Source organism: Empedobacter stercoris (assembly GCF_025244765.1).
Classification (GTDB): Bacteria; Bacteroidota; Bacteroidia; order Flavobacteriales; family Weeksellaceae; genus Empedobacter; species Empedobacter stercoris.
In genome coordinates this window covers 813,237-834,453 of the sequence record NZ_CP104209.1, presented here as the reverse complement: position 1 = coordinate 834,453, position 21,217 = coordinate 813,237, and the positions used below count along the sequence as shown (strand labels likewise).

20 protein-coding genes and 3 tRNA genes are annotated in these 21,217 nt (G+C 30.8%); 14 read left to right on the top strand and 9 right to left on the bottom strand.

Features of this window, described 5'->3' with window-relative positions:
* Positions 1-8: 8 nt before the first annotated feature.
* The 3 genes from NZD85_RS03855 to NZD85_RS03845 all read right to left on the bottom strand — a co-directional run bounded on the left by NZD85_RS03855 (position 9) and on the right by NZD85_RS03845 (position 2,284).
* Positions 9-581, bottom strand: coding sequence for a pentapeptide repeat-containing protein (locus NZD85_RS03855; RefSeq protein WP_188318994.1), 573 nt, complete (start codon positions 579-581; stop codon positions 9-11).
* Between the two features lie 252 nt (positions 582-833).
* Positions 834-1,208: a VOC family protein gene (locus tag NZD85_RS03850; protein WP_260543504.1), complete on the bottom strand. Its 375-nt coding sequence runs from the start codon at positions 1,206-1,208 to the stop codon at positions 834-836.
* Between the two features lie 161 nt (positions 1,209-1,369).
* Positions 1,370-2,284: an N-acetylmuramoyl-L-alanine amidase gene (locus NZD85_RS03845; protein ID WP_171621605.1), complete on the bottom strand. Its 915-nt coding sequence runs from the start codon at positions 2,282-2,284 to the stop codon at positions 1,370-1,372.
* Between the two features lie 148 nt (positions 2,285-2,432).
* Here NZD85_RS03845 and NZD85_RS03840 point away from each other — a divergent pair.
* The 3 genes from NZD85_RS03840 to NZD85_RS03830 all read left to right on the top strand — a co-directional run bounded on the left by NZD85_RS03840 (position 2,433) and on the right by NZD85_RS03830 (position 2,723).
* Positions 2,433-2,516: transfer RNA gene (locus NZD85_RS03840), tRNA-Ser, on the top strand.
* 31 nt (positions 2,517-2,547) lie between these two features.
* Positions 2,548-2,622, top strand: a tRNA-Pro gene (locus NZD85_RS03835).
* Between the two features lie 27 nt (positions 2,623-2,649).
* Positions 2,650-2,723, top strand: a tRNA-Arg gene (locus NZD85_RS03830).
* 48 nt (positions 2,724-2,771) lie between these two features.
* On the opposite strand, the gene NZD85_RS03825 is transcribed toward NZD85_RS03830, so the two are convergent.
* On the bottom strand, positions 2,772-3,023 hold the full coding sequence (locus NZD85_RS03825) for a hypothetical protein (protein WP_225542728.1): 252 nt from the start codon (positions 3,021-3,023) through the stop codon (positions 2,772-2,774).
* 100 nt (positions 3,024-3,123) lie between these two features.
* Between NZD85_RS03825 and NZD85_RS03820 the strand changes: the two genes are divergently transcribed.
* The 6 genes from NZD85_RS03820 to NZD85_RS03795 all read left to right on the top strand — a co-directional run bounded on the left by NZD85_RS03820 (position 3,124) and on the right by NZD85_RS03795 (position 8,166).
* Positions 3,124-3,525 (top strand): hypothetical protein, encoded by a 402-nt coding sequence (locus NZD85_RS03820; protein ID WP_260543502.1) that lies wholly within the window; start codon positions 3,124-3,126, stop codon positions 3,523-3,525.
* Positions 3,526-3,589: 64 nt separating this feature from the next.
* A complete protein-coding gene (locus tag NZD85_RS03815) occupies positions 3,590-4,324 on the top strand; it encodes a lysophospholipid acyltransferase family protein (RefSeq protein ID WP_125350403.1) in 735 nt (244 codons plus the stop codon).
* Positions 4,325-4,333: 9 nt separating this feature from the next.
* Entirely contained in the window at positions 4,334-5,335 is a 1,002-nt protein-coding gene (locus tag NZD85_RS03810; protein ID WP_260543500.1) for an acyl-ACP desaturase, read from the top strand.
* Between the two features lie 18 nt (positions 5,336-5,353).
* Positions 5,354-5,713, top strand: a complete 360-nt coding sequence (locus NZD85_RS03805; protein WP_125350396.1) for a hypothetical protein — start codon at positions 5,354-5,356, stop codon at positions 5,711-5,713.
* 104 nt (positions 5,714-5,817) lie between these two features.
* The gene (locus NZD85_RS03800; protein WP_260543497.1) at positions 5,818-7,155 is read left to right on the top strand and encodes a cytochrome ubiquinol oxidase subunit I; all 1,338 of its coding nucleotides are present in this window, start codon (positions 5,818-5,820) and stop codon (positions 7,153-7,155) included.
* 3 nt (positions 7,156-7,158) lie between these two features.
* Positions 7,159-8,166 carry a cytochrome d ubiquinol oxidase subunit II gene (locus NZD85_RS03795; protein WP_225540206.1) on the top strand — a complete coding sequence of 336 codons (1,008 nt, stop codon included), beginning with the start codon at positions 7,159-7,161 and terminating at the stop codon, positions 8,164-8,166.
* A 78-nt stretch (positions 8,167-8,244) separates the two neighbouring features.
* On the opposite strand, the gene NZD85_RS03790 is transcribed toward NZD85_RS03795, so the two are convergent.
* Both NZD85_RS03790 and NZD85_RS03785 read right to left on the bottom strand, forming a co-directional pair.
* The gene (locus tag NZD85_RS03790; RefSeq protein WP_260543491.1) at positions 8,245-9,177 is read right to left on the bottom strand and encodes a hypothetical protein; all 933 of its coding nucleotides are present in this window, start codon (positions 9,175-9,177) and stop codon (positions 8,245-8,247) included.
* 224 nt (positions 9,178-9,401) lie between these two features.
* Positions 9,402-10,640: a GTP-binding protein gene (locus NZD85_RS03785; protein ID WP_260543490.1), complete on the bottom strand. Its 1,239-nt coding sequence runs from the start codon at positions 10,638-10,640 to the stop codon at positions 9,402-9,404.
* Positions 10,641-10,906: 266 nt separating this feature from the next.
* Between NZD85_RS03785 and NZD85_RS03780 the strand changes: the two genes are divergently transcribed.
* From NZD85_RS03780 to NZD85_RS03765, 4 genes are all read left to right on the top strand, one after another.
* On the top strand, positions 10,907-12,028 hold the full coding sequence (locus NZD85_RS03780) for a metallophosphoesterase (RefSeq protein ID WP_260543489.1): 1,122 nt from the start codon (positions 10,907-10,909) through the stop codon (positions 12,026-12,028).
* 107 nt (positions 12,029-12,135) lie between these two features.
* Positions 12,136-12,453: a GNAT family N-acetyltransferase gene (locus NZD85_RS03775; protein ID WP_260543487.1), complete on the top strand. Its 318-nt coding sequence runs from the start codon at positions 12,136-12,138 to the stop codon at positions 12,451-12,453.
* Between the two features lie 238 nt (positions 12,454-12,691).
* On the top strand, positions 12,692-14,722 hold the full coding sequence (locus NZD85_RS03770; RefSeq protein ID WP_260543486.1) for an IgGFc-binding protein: 2,031 nt from the start codon (positions 12,692-12,694) through the stop codon (positions 14,720-14,722).
* Positions 14,715-15,248 carry a hypothetical protein gene (locus NZD85_RS03765; RefSeq protein ID WP_260543485.1) on the top strand — a complete coding sequence of 178 codons (534 nt, stop codon included), beginning with the start codon at positions 14,715-14,717 and terminating at the stop codon, positions 15,246-15,248. Before NZD85_RS03770 ends, NZD85_RS03765 begins: the two co-directional genes overlap by 8 nt.
* 95 nt (positions 15,249-15,343) lie before the next feature.
* Here NZD85_RS03765 and NZD85_RS03760 read toward each other — a convergent pair whose 3' ends face one another.
* From NZD85_RS03760 to NZD85_RS03750, 3 genes are all read right to left on the bottom strand, one after another.
* Positions 15,344-16,615: a dicarboxylate/amino acid:cation symporter gene (locus NZD85_RS03760; RefSeq protein ID WP_225540215.1), complete on the bottom strand. Its 1,272-nt coding sequence runs from the start codon at positions 16,613-16,615 to the stop codon at positions 15,344-15,346.
* Between the two features lie 136 nt (positions 16,616-16,751).
* Positions 16,752-19,439 (bottom strand): PD-(D/E)XK nuclease family protein, encoded by a 2,688-nt coding sequence (locus NZD85_RS03755; RefSeq protein WP_260543483.1) that lies wholly within the window; start codon positions 19,437-19,439, stop codon positions 16,752-16,754.
* Between the two features lie 77 nt (positions 19,440-19,516).
* Positions 19,517-20,059, bottom strand: coding sequence for a toxin-antitoxin system YwqK family antitoxin (locus NZD85_RS03750; RefSeq protein WP_260543481.1), 543 nt, complete (start codon positions 20,057-20,059; stop codon positions 19,517-19,519).
* Positions 20,060-20,152: 93 nt separating this feature from the next.
* Between NZD85_RS03750 and NZD85_RS03745 the strand changes: the two genes are divergently transcribed.
* Positions 20,153-21,166, top strand: coding sequence for an IS30 family transposase (locus tag NZD85_RS03745; protein ID WP_260543479.1), 1,014 nt, complete (start codon positions 20,153-20,155; stop codon positions 21,164-21,166).
* Positions 21,167-21,217: the final 51 nt, after the last annotated feature.

The following is a 21,217-nucleotide window of genomic DNA, read 5'->3' as shown; positions in this document are numbered from 1 at the left end:
CTTTTTTGTTATTCTATTTTCAAACCTAAATGTTGTACTAAACCAATGATATTTTCTTTCGAAAAGACGGCACCTTTCAATTGATTTTCATTTGGATTAATTCTAAAATTATAAGATGTTTTTAGATTTGCTTGCTTCAAATTGGTTTGATCAAAAATTGCATTTAAACAATCACAATTATTGAAGTAAGAGTGACTTAAATCTGTATATGAAAAGTCAACATTTTGCAATGAACATTCGATAAATTTTGATTTTTGAAGGGGTAATTGATAAAAAGTAGAATCATTTAAAATGCAACGCTCAAAAAAAACATTAAGCCCAAACTGATTACATACTTCTAAATTAAATCCAATCATTTTACAATTTTTAAATTCAACTTGCTGAAAACTTGTATTGATAAGTTTCGAATTACTTAGATTACACTCAATAAATTCACAATTGATAAATTTTACATTGCTCAAATCCAAAGTATTCAAATCACAACTAATAAATTTACAATTTTCATAATCGCCAATAACGTTTCGAGATTCAGTGAAATTATGTTGAAAAAATGTTTCTTCAAAATGATAATTTGTATGCATTATTTTTTCTTTATGATTATTTTTTTTAGTGCAAGCCAAAAAATAATCACAATCATATCAATGTAAATTGTAACTTTTAATTGATCGATTTGTGAACATAAATTTTTCCCAGTAATAGAAGAGATACATGTTTCAATTCCATCAGTTTCGTTTTTAATACTCATCATAGTTGAGATAAGCAAATAAAAAACGAAAGGAATAACAAGAACAAGCAGCATTAAAATAATGTTGTAATATCGTTTTGTTAGCATCTTAATCTTCAAATGTAATTTCTATTTCTTGGCCAAATTGTAAAATATAACCATTGTTGTCATATATTGCAAATTCGCGCATATCCCATTCAAAAGTTTCGATTTCGTAAACAATTTCACAATCATTTTTTACTTGACTCCATAATTCATCTACATTATCAACGACAAAATAAAATGAACCTGTAAAATTGGCTTGTTTAAAATCTGCCCCTTCATTTGGATAAGCTAACATAATTTCGACATCGTCTTTTTGTAAGCAGGCCCAAATCCAATCTTCATTTTGTTCTGCAATCTTAAAACCTAATTTCTTATAGAATTTTGTTGTTTTTTGTAAATCTTTTGTCCAGATTATTGGTCGTAAACTTTTAAAAGCCATATATCATTATTTTTGATAAAAATACTCCAATTTTTCAGAACATTTTGGCATATTTAGATGATAAATGTATTCAAGTCGGAAGGTTAATAGTATGATCTGTCATATAAATATAAAAAAAACTCCTAACAAGTAGGAGTTTAATACGAAATTTTAATTTCTATTTAAGGATTATATTTTTTGTTTAATGCTTTTAAAATTGCCCATGTTTCAGCATCGACCACGCCATCATATTTTTCAGGTCTAAAATGCATCTGAAATGCAACAATAGCATTTTTAGTTTGCGTATCAATCATCCCATTTATAGGTACATTGTAGCCATATTTTTTTAGCTCTGTTTGTACTTGTGTAACAAATACTGAGCTTGTTGTATCCCATGGATATTGAGGAATAAATAAATACTTATCACTTTCTTCGTACCAAGCACCAACACCATAATCTGTGTATAATTGTTTCCATGGAAATAGTGGACCTGGATCTGGTTTTCTACCTGGTGCAATGTCTGCATGACCTACAACATTAAAAGGTGAAATATTATAACGGCTGATGATATCTTGCGCTAACTCACCGACTTTTTTGATTTGATAAGCTGGATAAGGTGTGAAATTAGGATAGGTATCTGTTCCTTTATTTCCGAGATTAACGATTTCTATTCCGATAGAAGAGAAATTTAAATTATCGATACCTTTCCAGTTACTTACACCTGCATGCCATGCACGTTTGGTTTCGTCAACTAACAGATTGATTGTTTTATCATCATAATCATTAATTAAATAATGAGCACTAACATCTTTCTGAGTCAATACTTTTAACGACAATTCGGTATTGATTGCAGTATAATGCAAGACTAAAAAACGAACACGTTCGTCTTGCGAAATAGATGGATAATAATCTGTTGTTACTTTGTACTTGTCAAGCTTTGCAGCTCGAGTCATTTCTGGTTGATCTGTTTTTGAGTTGATAATGACTGTGTCACGAATTACTTTTGTAATTGTTTTTGGCGGAACTGTTTTAGTAGCACAACTGGCTAAAATAAAAAAACAACAAATTGCCGAAAACATTAATCCTTTAATATTCATTCTTTTAGTTCTAAATAGTCTTTTGAGTAGCCAAAATTAAGCCAAATATTTGGATTTTTTTTCAAAAAAGACTTGTTTTGCAATAAAAGTCAGATTATATTTGCAACCGCTTTATAAGACATTTTCTGAATGTCTTATATTAAAAGTAGGAGAGGTGCCAGAGCGGTAATGGAGCAGATTGCTAATCTGTCATCGGGTAACCGATGCCAGGGTTCGAGTCCCTGTCTCTCCGCTTTTTTTAAGTTTTAAATAAAAATACTTTTCGGGGTGTAGCGTAGCCCGGTTATCGCGCCTGCTTTGGGAGCAGGAGGTCGCAGGTTCGAATCCTGCCACCCCGACGAATTTTAGAGATAAAATTTTGGAATGGTCCAGTAGCTCAGCTGGATAGAGCAACTGCCTTCTAAGCAGTAGGTCTCAGGTTCGAATCCTGACTGGATCACAAAATCCACTTAGATTTTCTAAGTGGATTTTTATCTTTAATAAAAAATTATTTTAAAAAGTTTTTACCTTTTTCACTCAATTGCTTAAAATTAATAGAAGGAATAGTTGGATTTAATTCTGATTTGAACTCAGTTACATTTGGCGTTTCAAAGAAGTCTAATTCGTATAATCCGTCTTCAATAAATTGACAATCATCCGTTAAAAAGTAAATTTTAGGAAAGCTTGGCTTACGCTCTATTCTTACTTTTTTTACATTATTTGTATCTGTAAAAACTTCTCCTTTTTTAGTGTTCGCCATGAATTTTATTTTAACTACAAATTTCTAAATAAAAACTAATATTAAAAAATCAATTCAAATTAGTCAAAAATATTTCTACCTTCGTTACAAATAAAACCATGTGAAATATACAATTCAAGCAATACTTTTGTTTTTTGTTTTAGGATTAACAAGTTGTTTACCAACCAAAACAGTTTCCGAAACTAAAGTTGTGACTTCAGAAATTAGCGATTTGTCGGGTAAATGGAATATAAATGATGGAGTAGATTACATTATTTTTGAAGATGCAACGAAAAAAATGGTAATGAAAACGGTTTGCGGAATTATTACGGCTGATTATACTAAAATAGATCAAGCTATAATTTTTAATCATTTAAAACAAGTGAATTCTGATTGCGAAATTCCTCAAAATTTGATTCAAAATTTGCAAAAAACTGCATATTTTAAAGTAAAATCATCAAATCAAATTACTTTTTATGATGAAGCTCATCAAGAAAAGCTAACTTTGAAATTAATAAAGTAAATCGCCTAGAAAAATATATTATGCTTAGCATAATTTTTTATTAAATTTGTCTAAATTTCTAATGTTGAAGAAAATTTTAAGTTATCCGTTATCTATAATCTTTTATATTTTTTATGGATTAACGTTGTTGGTAATGCATGTTGTGCAATGGTTGTGCTACAATTTGGGAGGTTATGCTGCTCATCACAAAAGTGTAAAAGTGATGAATGGTCTTTTGGTTTTTTGGACAAGAATTTTGGGTACAACGTATACCTATAAAGGAAGAGAAAATTTGAAACAAAATGTACCATTGATTTTTGTGAGTAATCACCAAAGTATGTATGATATTTCTCCGTTGGAATATGATTTGGCTGATTATCATCCTAAGTTTATTTCGAAAATAGAATTGGGAAAAGGAATTCCCAGTGTATCGTACAATTTAACGCATGGAGGTTCTGCATTAATCGATCGTAAGAACGGAAAACAAGCAATAGAGGAAATAAAAAAATTAGCGCAATACATTCAGAAAAATAATTATTCAGCTATTATTTTTCCAGAAGGTACAAGAAGCAAAAATGGAGTACCAAAGGCTTTCAAAGAAAATGGATTGAAAGTTTTGACGAAATATGCTAAAGACGCTTATGTTGTTCCCGTTACGCTAAATAATACGTGGGAAATAGAAAAGTGGGGTAAATTCCCGATGTATTTGGGCGCGAAAGTAACGATACAATACCATAAACCCTTAAAAGTGAGTGACTATAAGTTTGATGAAATATTCGAGCTTACCGAAAAAACTGTAAAAAGTAGTATAACCGCATAAAATAATTATATGTCAATAAATAATGTTCGCCTGGAAGTAATGCAATTTCTTGAGAAAGATATTGATGCTTATATGGACAAATTCTTAGTTCCAGCCGATAAAATTTGGCAACCAACAGATTTTTTACCGAATTCGCAATCTGACTCTTTTTTTGACGAAATCAAAGAATTACAAGAGCTTTCGAAAGATTTGCCAGATGATTTCTGGATTACATTGATTGGTGATACCATTACCGAGGAAGCTTTGCCAACCTACGAATCTTGGTTGATGCAAATGGACGGTGTGGTAGATGAAGAAGGAAATTACCTAGAAAATGGTTGGGCAAAATGGATTCGCCATTGGACAGGAGAGGAAAATCGTCACGGTGATGTTTTGAATAAATTTTTGTATTTATCAGGACGTATCAATATGCGCGAGGTTGAAGTAACAACGCAACATTTGATAAATGACGGTTTCGACATTGGAACAGCACACGATCCTTACAAAAACTTTGTTTACACAAGTTTTCAAGAATTAGCAACTTATGTATCGCACAATAATGTATCAGCAATTGCAAAAAAATACGGAGCGAAAAAATTATCGCGTATGTGTAAAATTATTGCAGGAGATGAAATGCGTCACCATTTAGCTTACACAGAGTTCGTTCGTCGTATCTTCGAAGCTGATCCTTCTGAAATGATGTTAGCTGTTCAACATATGTTCAAACTTAAAATTGTAATGCCAGCGCATTTCTTAAGAGCTTCTGGTGAAGAAAGAGGAACTTTGTTTGATGCGTTTTCAGATGCAGCGCAACGCATTGGTGTGTACACAGCGTTTGATTACATCGATATTATGCGAAAATTAATTGAAGCTTGGCAATTAGATAAAATCTCTGGATTGAATGCTGAGGCTGAAAAAGCAAGAGATTATATCATGAAATTCCCAGATAGAATGGATAGAATTTCGCAACGTATTGTAATTCCTGAAGTAGGACCACAATTCAAGTGGTTAGTTCCTGCGACAGCTAAATAGAAAATCAATTTTATTAAGATGTATATCAAGATTGTTTTACTTTTTCTATTTATAATTTCATGTTCAAATATTGATAGGTTAAATTATCCATCTAATATTAATGAAATTAAAGAAGTTATATTAGAAAGACCTGATAGTAATTCAAATGGAAAATTTTCAGAAATAAAACAATTAAATGACAATCAGATAAAACAACTTTTAGTTATTTTAAATAAAGCTAAACAAATAGATTCTAAAAATTTTGATGAAGATTTTCAAATTATTTTTTCAACAGAGTCTGGAACTAAAAGAATTATGGTAAGGGGTAATAAAATTAAAAATTTTGATAGTAATAAAGTTTATCAAATACCGAATGTAGATTATTTGAATAATTTTTGAAAATCACATATAATCAAAATCATATAAAAAGAGGCAATTCAAAATCGAATTGCCTCTTTTTATTTAGTAACTTTAACCAACAAACAAATTATAAACAACTACTTATGGACGATTTTATTGCTGCCAGAAGTCAAATGGCGATGTCGCTTGCCTTTCACATTGTTTTTTCGTGTGTTGGAATGGTGATGCCGTTTATGATGGCAATCGCTCACTACAAATACCTCAAAACTAAAAACGAAATTTACAAAGGGTTAACCAAAGCTTGGAGTAAGGGAGTTGCAATTTTATTTGCTACGGGAGCAGTTTCTGGTACAATGCTTTCGTTTGAGTTAGGATTATTGTTTCCTAAATTTATGGAACACGCTGGGCCAATTTTCGGAATGCCTTTTTCGTTAGAAGGAACAGCTTTTTTTATTGAAGCTATTGCGCTTGGTTTTTTTCTTTACGGATGGGACAAATTTAATAAATGGTTTCATTGGATTTGTGGTGTAATCGTTGGTGTTAGTGGTTTAGCTTCAGGTATTTTGGTTGTAGCAGCAAATGCTTGGATGAATTCACCTTCTGGTTTTGATTTTGTAAATGGCGAATACCTTAACATTGATCCAGTAAAAGCGATGTTCAATGATGCTTGGTTTTCTCAAGCTTTGCACATGACGATTGCTGCTTTTTGTGCAACAGGTTTTGCAGTTGCAGGTTTACATGCTTATTTGATTTTGAAGGGGAAGAATGTAAATTTTCATCGAGAAGCGTTCAAAATTAGTTCCGTTTTAGCTATTGTTGCTGCTTTATTAGCGCCTTTAAGTGGTGATATTTCAGCGAAAGATGTAGCAGAACGTCAACCAATAAAATTAGCTGCAATGGAAGCGCATTTCAAAACAGAAGAAAGTGCGCCATTTGTTTTAGGGGGAATAGTGGATGAAGATAATGAAGAAATCAAATACGCAATAAAAGTTCCAGGTGTATTAAGTTTTTTGGTTCATTCAGATTTTAAAACAGCTGTCAAAGGTTTAGAAGAATTTCCGAAAGATGAATGGCCACCGGTTGCGATAGTTCATTACGCATTTCAAATAATGATTACATTTGGAATGTTGATGATGGGAATTGCGATAATTTATTTGATTGCTCATTTTTTCAAGAAAGATTGGTTATCAAAAAGATGGTTTTATAAATTATTTATGATTGCAACACCATTTGGTTACATTGCTTTGGAAGCAGGTTGGACGGTGACAGAAGTGGGGCGTCAACCATGGATTATTTATGGAATCATGCGAACGGTAGATTCAGTAACACCAATGCCTGGTATCCAATATTCGTTTTACATTTTTACGTTTGTATTTATTACCTTATCTATTATTTTGGTCTTTTTAATGAATAGACAAATACAAATGGTTGCTCAACTTTATGATCCTGAAGATCCAAATTATAAACCAGAAAAACATTAGAATATGATTTACGTAGTAATAGCATTTTTGTGGGTTGCCATCTGTTTGTACCTCATTTTAGGAGGCGCTGATTTTGGTGCAGGGATAGTTGAATTATTTTCGGAAAAGAGTTATAAAAAAAGAACGCAGAAGATTATGTACAATTCGATTGGACCAATTTGGGAGGCAAATCACATGTGGTTAATCATTGTCATTGTTATTTTATTTGTTGGTTTTCCTAAGATGTATGCAGAAATCTCAAATTATTTGCACATCCCGTTAGTAATCATGTTATTGGGAATTATTGCAAGAGGAACATCGTTTACTTTCAGAAATTATGATGCAATTAATGATAAATGGCACAATTTGTATGATGTAATTTTTACTTATTCGAGTGTTGTAACACCATTATTTTTAGGTATAATTGCTGGTTCTATTGTTTCGGGAAGTATTGATGTTAATGCGCAAACTTTTCAAGATGCTTATATTTTTTCGTGGTTGACTTGGTTTAATTTTTCAGTTGGCTTATTCACTGTTGTGATTTGTGCTTTCTTGGCTTCGGTTTATTCAATTCAAACTGTAAAAAATGATGAAGATAAAGTGATTTTAAGAAAACGTGCGAAAATTTATACCGCATTGATTTTTGTAGCAGGCGCATTTGTTTTTGCTGTTTCAATTTGGAAAAACATTCCGTTATTTAGCTGGATAACGTCAGAGATTTATGGATATATAGCAGTTGGTATCGCTTCAATTTCGATTGTGTTACTACTAAAATCATTAAATCAAGCGAAAGATACATGGCTAAAAGTTTACGCAGGAATTATTGTGATGATGATTTTATTTGCGGCAACTTATTCTCACTTTCCAAATTTGGTTTTATTCAAGGATGGATCAACGTTGTCTTTATTAACAGATTACGGTGCGTTGAGTACGATAAATATGTTAGCTTGGGCATTATTACTCGGTTCGATATTTATTTTACCATTCTTGTTTTACTTGATTTATTCATTCAATCAAAAACAAAAAATATAGAAAAAATCTCGCTGTTATAGCGAGATTTTTGGTTTTGTTAATTTTTCTAAAATTAATAATATATTGAATAATACGATGTTATTTAAGTTTAATGGTTTTGAAAATATCTTTAAATATTTCGATATTATTTCCTTCTAAATCTGTCCCTAAAAATAATATTGTTTTATCTTCTGTTGATTTTAGAATTAAAATCATTTGATGATTTTTACCTTTATATTCAGAATTCACAATTGTTTCATAAAGTTTATCTTTACTTTCAGTATAGGTCTTAGAATTTTGACTAATTATTTTAACATTCTTTTCTTTAAAATTATTATTAGATAAATCGTTAACGAATTTTTTTGAATAATTTTCCATTTCAATTAATGGGAAATTAGAAGGAAATACTTGTACTGAAAAATTATTGATTAATTCATCTCCAAATGGAGATCCTTTACCTCCAACTGTAAAGAAAGCTAATCCACTTAACACTTTAGCTAATTTATATTTTGATTCTTTTAGATTAATTGTAAACGGAAGTAGAGGTTCTTTAAATTTTATATTATTATTGTAGTTTACAGATAATAATATTTCTTGAATTTCTTTTTGTGACAATTTATCATTTATCGGAGAAATGCCTACAACCATAACAGTTAAATTTTCATCTCCAAATAATAGAAGATTTTGAGTAATTTGTTTAACTTCTTGTGGTGAAACAATTAAAATGGCATCATAATTATTGATTTTTAAATTATGAGTTACTTGTGCATTAGTACCTTTAATTTTCTGTAGAAGCTTTTCTTTACCTTCCAAATAATTAGCTCCTACTAATTCTGATATTTGAACAAATTTATCTTGATCAGATTGAATTCGAAATAATTCAGGAAAAAATTGATAATTTGTTGGTTTGTATAAAGATAATTTAGAATTTGGTATCTCAAACATTCTTTTATTAATGTGACCTGTTTGTGCCGAAACATTAATTCCAAATGTAGTTAATAAACAAATTAATAAATAATATTTTGTTTTCATATTATAGGTATTGTGTATAGATAATATAAGATAACGTTTATGTATTTCATTAAGATGTTGAAAATAAAAGGCTAAGTGTTGTTTGGTTCTGAACGAAGAAAATAGCTGTTTTAGTCTTGACTAATTTACAAAAAATAAAAACAATTTATGTTTAGAAACAACAAAGGCTGAAAGTTTACTTTCAGCCTTTGTTGTTTTATTAATTTTTTGATGAAATGACAGTTTTATGAATTATGCTTTGCTTGCCATTCAGCAATTTCTTGTTCGTTTAATAAACAAGAATTTAATTCTTCTGTTATTTTTTCTTTATCTAATCCTTGCCCAATAAATACAAGTTCAATCATTCGATCTCCCCATTCCTTCGACCATTTTGCATCAATTTGTTTTTGATTAAATTGATAAGCTGCAAACTGAATTCTTTCGTCATATGGCATCGAACACCACCAAGCTCCCGCAGGATCAATTCGGATACTACCACCAGCTTGACTCAAGAAAATAGCTTCATCGGGACGATTTGCTAACCAAAATAATCCTTTCGAACGGTAAATAGTAGCAGGGAAATCATCATTCAAATACGTTAAAAAACGTTCTGCATGAAACGGAATTTTTTGTCTGTAAACAAAAGAAGTCATTCCATATTTTTCTTCTAAATGATCGTGATGTTCATGTGTACAATCTGCTCCACATTCGTGATCATGATGGTGGTGATGCTCTTCGTGCTCTTGTTCTTCCAATAATTTTACCCACGCATCCATGTCTTGAATTTTTTCGAAATCAAATAAATTTGTATTTAATATTTCAGTCAATTCAACATGCGAAAAACTTGCAGGAATTATTTTAGCCGTAGGATTTAATTTTGCAACAAATGCTTCGATATTCATCAAGGTTTCTTCTTCGACTAAATCCATTTTGTTTAGAATGATGATATTAGAGAATTCAATTTGATCAATTAATAAGTTGACAATTGGACGATTATCTTCTCTGTTTTCTGTAAATCCACGATCAAAAACATCTTCATCAGTTCCTAAGTTTTTGAAGAAATTATAAGCGTCAACTACTGTCACCAAAGTATCTAAACGAGCAACTTTTGGTAAATCTACTTTTCCATCAGGCGAAACAAAATCTAATGATTGTGCGATTGGTCCTGGATCAGAAATACCAGAGCTCTCGATTACTAAGTAATCATATTTGCCAGATTTTGCTAATTTTTCGATTTCAACGATTAAATCTTCGCGCAATTCACAACAAACACAACCATTGCTCAATTCAACCAATTTTTCATCGGTTTGAATCAAATCATTTTCACGAGATACCATTTGTGCATCAATATTTACCGCTCCCATGTCGTTTACGATAACCGCAACTTTTAATCCTTTTTTGTTGTGTAATATATGATTGAGAAGTGTCGTTTTTCCGCTTCCAAGAAATCCAGAAAGTACCGTTACAGGTAATCTATTTTCCATAATTTATGCTTAAAAATGTTTTACAAAGTTACGTTTTTATCATGCAAATTTTTAGCCTAAATTATCTATAAATTTTATAATGTTCTGTTAAGAATATGATGAAAAGTAATTTATTTCTGGAATTGTTTTATTTTTGTTTAAAATCAATCAAAGTAATGTTTGTCAATAGTGTTATCACGCTAATAATTATTTCAGTAATACTTGAAATTTACCTCTATTTTAACTTTAAAAAATTTTATCACAACAAGTATTTCCTTTTTGGAAATATGCTCATTTGGCTTCTTGTTTTGACGAATTTTGGCTATCATTTAATCTTTTTCGACCGTAATGTAGGGCAAACGCAAGCGACAATGTGGGGAACAGGTTTGTTTATGTTGTTTGGTTTTCCTCGTTTAATTTTGATTATATTTTTCCTAATTCAAGATATTATAAGAGGATTAGGTTGGCTATTCAATCGAATGAGTAATCATCAACCCAAAGCAGATTCTTATTTACCTTCTCGTCGAAAATTTGTAATGAATACTGGATTAACAGTAGCTTCTATACCTTTTTTTAGTTTGATTTATGGAATGACTTTAGGGAAATATAATTTTAAAGTCATTAAGAAAAAACTGGTTTACGAACGTTTACCAAAATCATTTGATGGATTTAAGATTTTACATATTACTGATATACATTCGGGAAGTTTGGATAATCGTGAAAAAATAAAGCAAGCCGTAGATTTAATTAATCAACAAGAGTTTGATATATTGTTATTTACAGGTGATATAGTGAATAATTTTTACTGGGAAATGGATAAATGGTACGATATTTTCTCGAAAATTAAACAAGGTAAATATGGTAATTTTGCAGTTTTAGGAAATCATGATTATGGAGAGTATTCGGATTGGAAATCAGAGGAAGAGAAGCAAGAAAACTTCGAGAAGATTAAAAGAATTTTCCCTAAAATAGGAATGCAATTGTTGTTAAATGAAAATCGATTGATTACAATAAATAATGAAAAAATTTCGTTGATTGGTGTTCAAAATTGGGGAACACGATTTAAGAAATTAGGTGATATTGATGTTGCTTCTCGCACTGTCAATACTGATGATTTTAAAATTGTATTATCTCATGATCCTTCGCATTGGAACGAAATATTGAAGCATCATCCTAAACATTTTGATTTAACATTATCTGGACATACGCATGGTATGCAGTTGGGGATTGAGGTTCCGAAAATTGGTTTACGTTGGAGCCCGTCACAATATGTTTATCCACAATGGGCAGGTTTTTATGATTTTGAAGGAAAAATAATCAATGTGAATAGAGGTTTTGGTTACCATTTTTACCCTGGTAGAGTAGGTGTCTGGCCAGAAATTACAGTAATCGAATTAAAATCAATTTAAGATATGATCTAAAAGCAACCAAATTATTTGGTTGCTTTTTTTTTGATGTACATCAATGAAAGACTGCTAAAATTTATGGATTATTGTAATAGAAAAAATTTATAAACATGAATGAAGAATTAATTCCTTTACAAGTTGTAAAGAATGAAAAAACAGTAAGGTTTGAACTAAATGTTGATGGTTTTATTGCGTTTATTGATTACAAGCAAGATGACAATGTAATCAAATTAATACATACAGAAGTTCCTGATGAATTGGGCGGTAGAGGAGTAGCTGCAGCTTTGGTTGAAAAAACATTGGTTTATTTGGAAGAGCATGGTAACGTCTTATTTCCGTATTGTCCTTATGTTTTTGCTTACATCAAAAAACATCCTGTTTGGAAAAGAATTGTTGATCCAAATTTTTCGAAATACGATGAGTTGTAGAAAATAGCAATCATTATATTTTTTTTATAGCTTTTGAGGTTTAATTATTTTAAATAATTGAACTTCAAATTTCTATATTTTTTTATCGTATAATATATAAAAAATAAAAACAATTAAGTACTTATAATCATTTAAACTTCCCAAATTGAATTGATTATAAAATGAATGTATTTTTGATTTATCTTAAATAGAGTAGCTGTTATAGATTTATAAGTGTTAATTTCGCGAAAAAATAAATATGAAAACTATTTATCAATTATTTCTATTCATAAATATTTTGATAAGTCAAACTTGTTATTCCCAATTAGATAATATACACTATTTACAACCGCTTGTATTTGGAGATTACGCTTCTTCAGTAACGCAAGAATTTATTTACTTATCTACACCATCTAAAGAACCTATTACTGTTGAAGTAACATATCCGGATGAAATTTCATCACCTCGATTATTAGTGGTTAATTTATCGTTAGCAACTAAATCTTATGTTAGTGATGGTTTAATAACGTTGAGTAATGAACAACCAGTAAGGATAAGTTTTGTTAATACAAGTAATTCTATATTAAAACCTGGATTATCTGCTGTTTCTTTACCAACAAATAGAGCTGGTACAATTATAAAATCAAATGAGGGAGGGCTGGTTTTTAAATCAAAGGAATCTTTTTATGTTAATTATAGAGCAAGACATACAGGACATGCTGGAACAGTTTTAACAAAAGGAAAAGTTGCTTTAGGAAAAACATTCTTATGGGGTGGGACACCAAATGAGTTTTCTAATACTACTAGTAACGTTGGTACAATGCTTTCTTTTACAGCAACAGAAGATAACACAGAAGTTGTTGTAGACAATTATGAAGAAGGATTAGAATTTTTGAATGGTAATGGTTTGGCTCCAATAATACACCCAACTATTTCTGTCAATTTGAACAAGGGTGAATCATACATATTGTATGCAAAAATGAAGAAAGGAGCTATAACAGTACAAAATAACGGATGGTTAGGTGCAAGGATTCAGTCAAGTAAACAGATATCTGTTACTGTTGGAGGTTTGCTTCAACAAGGCGGTAAAGCAGACAATAGAGATATCGGATTAGATCAAATAATACCAATACAATATGTAGGAACTGAGTATATAATAATGCAGGGTAATGGTTCTATAAATAATGAAAGAGTCATTGTTATAGCAACAGAAGAAGATACTAAAATTACAGTTAATGAATCAACTATCGAAAATAAATTAACAAAAATTGGGGATTATTTAATTGTACCTGGTTCTAATTTTATGAATAAAAACATGTATATATCTAGTGATAAACCAGTGTATGTTTTTCATAAAGTTTTTGGAAGTAGTGGTTTTCAAACAAATAATTTCATGCTTATACCTCCAACTTCATGCAATGGACAAAATTCTGTTGATTTAATACCAGATGCTAAAACGATTGGTGATACAAGTTATCCAAATACAATCTTATCAGTTCTTGCAAGAAAAGGAGATAGTTTTAAACCTATAATTGAATTAAATAATGAAAAACTATCTGAATCAGAAGGGCCAACTAATGTACCTGGAAATTCTGATTGGGTTTCATATCGATATGCAATAGGAAGCAAGGGATTAGGAAATATAAAAATTTCAGCATTAGGAACAATTCAAGCTCAAATTTTAGGTGCAAGTGGTGATGCAGGATTTGGAGGGTATTATTCTGGTTTTGGAATTGTTCCAGAATTAAAAGTAATCATTAAAAATAAACGTAATGATTTAGCATGCACAGGAGATACAGGAATATCAGTATTACAATCAGAATTAAATCAATTTTCAGGTACTTATCAATGGTATAAAAATGGAAAATTAATTCCAGGAGCTACAACTATTACTTACGATATACCTTATAAAGATACAGAATCAGCGGATTATTTTATGACAGTAACATTAAATGATGGTTGTATTTATTTTAGTGAAATAATAACTACTTATGCCTGTCCATGCTTTAAACCATTTAATCCTGAAGCTACAGACACAAATTCAGTTGTTGGCATTTCAACCACAGAAACTAGGACAACCCCATTATGGCCAAATGACATTCCAAATGCATTTTTGGTATTAGAATCAAAAAATAAGGGACTTGTTATCTCGAGAAATAAGAATCCAGAAAAAAATATTTTGTTACCAGTAAGAGGAATGATTGTATATGATTCTGATGATAAATGCATAAAGTTATACAATGGAACAAAATGGTCTTGTATAAAACAAAAATGTTATGATTATGAATAGTAGAAATAGGTTAATACTAATTAGTTTTATTTTAAAAATTCAGATATTATTTGGTCAAATTTCTATTGGTAAGGCGAATGTAGATGGAAGTGGATTGATAGATTTTCAATCAGAAACAACAAAAGGAATAGTATTATCTCATGTAGAGGATGTGAATAAAATGCATGATATTTCGGAAGGAACATTTGTGTACGATGAGTTTTCTGCAAAGGTGATGTTTTTTGATGGTGAAACTTGGATTGATATGAATGGAGTAGAGGGATTGAATCCATCAAAATTAGAAACTATAGAATCTTCATCGAAAACTGGAATGATTATAGGAAATGATACTACTGATGCAATAGGTATATTAGTTTTAGAGTCTGATGACAGAGCTTTAATTTTGCCAAAAATAGAGAATCCAGCAAAAAATGTAAAATCACCATATGCAGGAATGATTTGTTATGATACCTTAAGTGATAATTTATATATGTTTAATGGAAAATATTGGACATTCTGGGGAATTGAAGAAGATGATACTATATAAAAAGTATTTTTATATATCATAACGAATAAGATTATAAAAACAAATGCGACCCGAAAAAGGTCGCATTTGTTTTTATACATTGAAAAGCAATTTTTTTAAGCTTTTTGATGATCATCTTCATCATGTGTGTAAGTCTGTTCAATCGCAACATGTCCTTCCCATTTGTCTACAGCAACCGTAGATAAAGCGTTTCCAAGTACATTTGTCATCGAACGAGCCATGTCACAGAAGTGGTCTATTGGTAAAATCAAAGCAATTCCTTCTGGTGGAATACCAAACATCGAACAAGTTGCAACAACTACAATCAATGAAGCTCTTGGCACTCCTGCAACACCTTTTGACGTTAACATTAAAACCAATAACATCAAGATTTGTTTTTCGATTGGCATATGGATGCCATAAACTTGTGCAATAAATAAGGATGCGAAGGTCATGTACATCATGGATCCATCTAAATTGAAGGAATATCCGAGTGGTAAAGTGAATGAAATAATCTTCTTTTGGGCACCAAATTTTTCTAATTCTTCTACTAATTTAGGGAAAACAGCTTCGGATGAAGTTGTTGAGAAAGCGATTAATAATGGTGCTTTGATGTGTCTTAATAAGTCGAATAAACGTTTTCCTAAAATAAAGTATCCAACGATACATAATACTAACCACAATAAGGCGATTCCTATTACAAAAGCGATTAAGTATTTAACATATAATGCGAAAATTCCGAATCCGTAAGTTGCAATAGCAGCAGCAATAGTTCCTAAAACACCCAATGGTGCAGTCCACATTACGTAACCAACCATGATTAGAACGATATGCGAAATTTTATCTAAAGCTTTTGTGATCATTTCTCCTTCTTTTCCGTAAGCAGCCATGGCTACTCCAAAGAAAATAGAGAAAACTACAATTTGTAAAATTTCATTTGTTGCAAACGCTTCAAAAACAGATTTTGGAATCATGTGTGTAATGAAATGTTCTAATGTTAATGAAGCTTGTCCTTTTAATAAATCTTGAGCAGAACTCGCATCCATTTCTATGTTTATGCCTTCTCCAGGCTTCATTATATTTACAACAACAGCACCGATTACCAAAGAAGTAAGTGAAGCTGTAATAAACCATCCCATGGCACGCCCTCCAACGCGTCCAACCATTTTCATATCACCCATTTTAGCAATACCTACAACTAAAGTTGAAAAAACTAATGGCGCGATAATCATCTGAATAAGTCGAATAAAAATAGTACCAAGTAATTTGATATTTGTCGAAAATGTTTTAATAAATTCTGGAGAGGTGTAGTAATGTACATAACCACCAACAGCCACACCAATTAACAAGGCAACGATGATAGCTATAAAAAGTTTGTTATTTTTCATTATGCGATTTTAAACTTTTCCAAAACTACTATTTTTTAGCAAAATATTAAGAATTTAAATGGAATTATACGTTAATTAAATATAAAACCCTTTGTTAGAATACGATACAAAGGGTTTTATTATGGTGTATTGAGTACTATTCTGGTTGTTTGAATGGAATTTCTTGATTTAGAATTTCTTCAATTAAGCTTGCCATTGGTTCACTAGAGTGATCTACAATAGAATAATTGATCGTTGTATTCTTATCAACAGAAAGTTTTATTAATTCTTTATTCGGAAATTTGATAGGATAAATACACAACTCAATTTCTTTATTTATATTTTCTTTGTTGGAATAATACAAATGCGCGTAAAATATTAATTGCAATTGTTTCGCTTTATCTTCTTTTTGATAAACAACTTCGATTTCTTCTGTTTTAACCGAAATATCTTTCGCATAACCTGTTTTGTAATCAATAATTCGCAATTGATTGTTAACAGAATCAATACGATCAATAACACCTTTAAGTTTTACTACTTTTCCATTGGTCAAGGTAAAATCTACTTCGTGTTTTGATTCCAATGATTGAATGATAAATTCATTTTCTTTTGCCGTTTTCACATCTTTTGACAAAACACCGTCAACAATTCGTTCTGCAATTTTATAAATCAAATAGTTTGGACCTTTGTCTAAATGTCCATCTTTATATTCCTTCTGAAAATGAACTTGTAAAGTCTTATATTTTTCTTTTTCAATTAATTTGAAATCGTTTTCGTGTAAAAATCGGTTCAAATAAGGTTGATATAAATCTTCTAAAGCACCATGTACAATATTCCCTAAAGTTCTTGCACTTACGGTTTCTTCGGCCTCTTCAACTTCTTTTACGTTGAAGATTCGTTGTTCATAAAAATCCAATGGATTACGCAAATAGGAAGAAAGAGAAGAAGGAGAGATTCCGTATTCTGCCCAATTCCAAAGTTTTTTCATCGTTTCATCTGTTTTAGGAACAATAATTTCTTTCAATGGTTTTGTAACAAAACTTGGTGCAGCAAAAATTTCTTTCATCTTGTGATGACTTTCAAATTTTATTTGCGCTAAAAAGCGAGATTTTTCGCCAGAACCCATTCCGTCTGCTTCTGTATCATAAACAAAGTAAGCATTTTTCGCACGTTGAATCAATCGGTAAAAGTGATACGCATAAATCGAATCGTTTTCGGTAAATGTATTCAATTTCATTTGTTTGCGAATGTCATACGGAATAAATGTATTGTTTTGTCGTCCCAAAGGCAAAATTTCATCATTTATAGAAGTCATGATAATGTTGTCAAAATTTAACAAACGTGTTTCCAAAAGTCCCATTAATTGTAAACCTTTCAATGGTTCGCCAATAAACGAAATAGATTCGGAAGAAACGATTTTGTTGTACAACAAAAATAATGTTCTATAATCTTTTATATCATTTACTTGTAGTAAGTTTTCGTGTAATTGATTGAATACTTTTTTGAAAAAGAACAAGTATTCTTTCGTTAATAAATCATTCATCGAAGGATGATGCAATAATTCATCTGTCCAATTTTTTAAATGATGAATAAATGCTGTAATAGATGTTGGAATATGAAAAATGGATTTGAAAATAGAATTTTCTAACGCATTTTGAATTGATTTCTCTGAATTGAATATTCGATTTTGAGTACGAATTTCATCAATTAGTTGTCGACTTTTATCCGAACTAAAATGAGATAAGGTTTTGTTTTCGAGAATTTGTAAAACATTCTTGAAATAAAACATCGATCCTTTTCCTAATTTTTCGCGATTCATCTGCAATTCGAAAATCGATTTGAAAAATTGTGCTAATGGAACCGAACGTAATGGAATACCCATCGAGATATTAAGATGCGTAATATTTTCGGGTAATGAATTTAGAATTGCAGGTAAAATAGATTCATCAGCCAAAATTAAAGCTGTATTTTTAATCTCATCGTCGTTCAGGTTTCGGATTAAATCTGCGATGTATTTTGCTTGTCCAACTTGTTTTGCAACACCAATTGTGTGTAAATTTTTTGGCTTCGAAAATTCATCAACAACCCAATTAATTGGTTTTATTTTTTCTTTGTATTTTCTTAAAAATGAACCCGCCTCCTGATTGGGGTTTTCATAGTAATATTTATCTGCATCAAAATATAAAGTGGCTAAATTTTCTTTTTCTAATTTAAAAATAAGCGCTTGTTCTGCTTTCGTTAATGCATTGAAACCAGCAAATACATAATGAGAAGTTTTGTTCTCAACAATTTCGTTGACTTTTTCGCTCGCAATTCTAAAAACCATTCCAGCATAACCTTCCTTCGAATCAAGTAAATCTTGTTGCAATTGAACGTATAACTTTGAAACGATTCCCCAAAAAGTTAAATGATTTTGAATGATTTCATTTTTACCAATATCAATTTTTCCTTCACCCCATTGATTGATTCGTTCAACCGAAACCAAATAATCTAACACTTTATTCGCAGGTTGCAAGGAAGCGTCAATATCATCAAAGTCTTTTAAAACAGTTGGTCCCCATTTGATAAAATCTTCGAAAGAATCTGGTTTGTCAACGATTTTCTTATAAGCTTGATAGGCTTTGAACCAAAGATTGATACCAGAAATAATTTCTAAACCAGAAAGTTCGCTCATCAATTCCTCGATACTTTTCATTTGAGGGAGAATGATATTTTGCGATTGACGTTGAAATTCTTCTCTAAAAAAAAGCATAGGACGCTTTCCTGGTAAGACCAAAGTCGTATTGATAAAATTTGTTTGATTATGCAATAAATCTTTTACAACATTTTCTATGAATTGAGCCATTTTGAAATTTTCTTTGTTGAATTGTTGTAAAAGTAAGGATTTTGAAAGACAAAAGGTGGCGTTTAGTTGTCTATTTATTACTTTTTTAAGTTGACTTCTACATGTTCTGAACGTTGGAAAACTCCATTTTTGTAGTAATCTTTAGAAATTAGATTTCCTTTTTTGTCATATTTTAAAAATACACCATTTCCATTATTTATAGGTCCGCAATATACTATTTCACCTTTGCTTGTATAACAATCTTTGGCAGTTACGAGTAAATTGTTTTGAAATACTAAAGTAGCAAATGGCTTTCCGTTTTTATAAAAATATTGGAATGCTCCTTCTGCTAAATCATTAATGAATAATCCTCTACTTTCGATAACGGAATTTGGAAAATAAGTAATTTCCATGCCTTCTTTTTTATCATTTACATAGCTTGTTTCTCTAAAAAGTAAACCGTTTGGAAAATATTCGTAAGTTATACCTTCTCTTTTATCATATTCATTTAGTCCAATGATAGTTTTTATTTTACCGTTTTCGTATCTTTTGACTTCTTCAAAAAGCTGTTTGTTTTGAAATTGACTAAACACAAATGTTTCTGAACAGATCAATAATAAAAAAAGAAAATATTTTGACATTTTATAAAATTCTAAGTTCAACAAATAAGTGCAACTCAAATTAAATCATTGGGGGCTAGCCCCCAATGATTAGCCAAGTGTTAAATTTGATTTGTGAAAAAAACATATAAACAACTCGACCAGGAACAAAGATACCAAATTGGAATACTTTTGACAGCAGGAAAAAGCAAAAAAGATATTGCTGATTTAATAGGCGTACATAAATCTACCATCACGCGTGAATTACAAAGAAATATTGGTAAGCGTGGTCTACACGCAGGTAGCTATATTCCTGATTTGGCGCAAGAAAAAACAAGTTTAAGGCACAAACAAAAAAACAAGGCAGTAAAATTCACAGAGTCGCTTAAAAATCAGGCAGCTAATTGGTTAAAGAATGAACAACTAAGTCCAGAATTGATTGCTGTAGAATGGAAGTGCATGGGCGTTCAGGGTGTTTCTCTAGAATGCATCTATCAATGGATATGGGACTGTAAAAAGAGTAATCGAAGAGCTGACGCGCCCTATAAAAATCTGTATAAATTTTTAAGACATGGCAGGCGCAGATTCAAAAGAGGCAACTATAAACAAACCCGAGGTATAATCAAAGACAGAGTATCCATTGAGAAACGTCCAAAAGTAGTTGAACAACGAGAAAGATTGGGAGACATCGAAGTCGATTTAATGATGGGGAAAGACCACAAATCAGCTCTATTAGTGATGACAGACCGAGCAACTTTGGTAACCACCTTAGACAAATTGCAAGGAAAAGACCCTCAAAACATTCAAGAATTAATCAATAAAAGAATATCCAGAATAAGTAGCAGCTGGATCAAAACCATGACTTTTGACAACGGAAAAGAGTTTGCCAGACACAAACAAATAGCCGAAAAACACCATATCAAAACCTATTTCACCCGACCCTACACCTCACAAGATAAAGGAACTGTTGAGAACAGAATAGGCTTGATAAGAAGATTTTTACCAAAGAAAACAGACCTGAATTTAGTAAGTAACCTAAGAATCAAACAAATAGAAAAATTAATTAACAATAGAAGAGTAAGAAAGTTTGGCTATATTAGCCCTATCGAAAAACTAAAATCTACTTGGCCAGTTGCACTTATAACTTGAACATGGCAATTAATATTAGTTGTAAAATAATCATTTTTGATGAAATAAAAA

Excerpts from the sequence above, each read along its gene's own strand:
- NZD85_RS03855 (WP_188318994.1), bottom strand. The coding sequence starts at position 581 with ATGCATACAAATTATCATTTTGAAGAAACATTTTTTCAACATAATTTC.
- NZD85_RS03850 (WP_260543504.1), bottom strand. The coding sequence starts at position 1,208 with ATGGCTTTTAAAAGTTTACGACCAATAATCTGGACAAAAGATTTACAA.
- NZD85_RS03845 (WP_171621605.1), bottom strand. The coding sequence starts at position 2,284 with ATGAATATTAAAGGATTAATGTTTTCGGCAATTTGTTGTTTTTTTATT.
- NZD85_RS03825 (WP_225542728.1), bottom strand. The coding sequence starts at position 3,023 with ATGGCGAACACTAAAAAAGGAGAAGTTTTTACAGATACAAATAATGTA.
- NZD85_RS03810 (WP_260543500.1), top strand. The coding sequence starts at position 4,334 with ATGTCAATAAATAATGTTCGCCTGGAAGTAATGCAATTTCTTGAGAAA.
- NZD85_RS03805 (WP_125350396.1), top strand. The coding sequence starts at position 5,354 with ATGTATATCAAGATTGTTTTACTTTTTCTATTTATAATTTCATGTTCA.
- NZD85_RS03800 (WP_260543497.1), top strand. The coding sequence starts at position 5,818 with ATGGACGATTTTATTGCTGCCAGAAGTCAAATGGCGATGTCGCTTGCC.
- NZD85_RS03795 (WP_225540206.1), top strand. The coding sequence starts at position 7,159 with ATGATTTACGTAGTAATAGCATTTTTGTGGGTTGCCATCTGTTTGTAC.
- NZD85_RS03790 (WP_260543491.1), bottom strand. The coding sequence starts at position 9,177 with ATGAAAACAAAATATTATTTATTAATTTGTTTATTAACTACATTTGGA.
- NZD85_RS03785 (WP_260543490.1), bottom strand. The coding sequence starts at position 10,640 with ATGGAAAATAGATTACCTGTAACGGTACTTTCTGGATTTCTTGGAAGC.
- NZD85_RS03780 (WP_260543489.1), top strand. The coding sequence starts at position 10,907 with ATGCTCATTTGGCTTCTTGTTTTGACGAATTTTGGCTATCATTTAATC.
- NZD85_RS03775 (WP_260543487.1), top strand. The coding sequence starts at position 12,136 with ATGAATGAAGAATTAATTCCTTTACAAGTTGTAAAGAATGAAAAAACA.
- NZD85_RS03770 (WP_260543486.1), top strand. The coding sequence starts at position 12,692 with ATGAAAACTATTTATCAATTATTTCTATTCATAAATATTTTGATAAGT.
- NZD85_RS03765 (WP_260543485.1), top strand. The coding sequence starts at position 14,715 with ATGAATAGTAGAAATAGGTTAATACTAATTAGTTTTATTTTAAAAATT.
- NZD85_RS03760 (WP_225540215.1), bottom strand. The coding sequence starts at position 16,615 with ATGAAAAATAACAAACTTTTTATAGCTATCATCGTTGCCTTGTTAATT.
- NZD85_RS03755 (WP_260543483.1), bottom strand. The coding sequence starts at position 19,439 with ATGGCTCAATTCATAGAAAATGTTGTAAAAGATTTATTGCATAATCAA.
- NZD85_RS03750 (WP_260543481.1), bottom strand. The coding sequence starts at position 20,059 with ATGTCAAAATATTTTCTTTTTTTATTATTGATCTGTTCAGAAACATTT.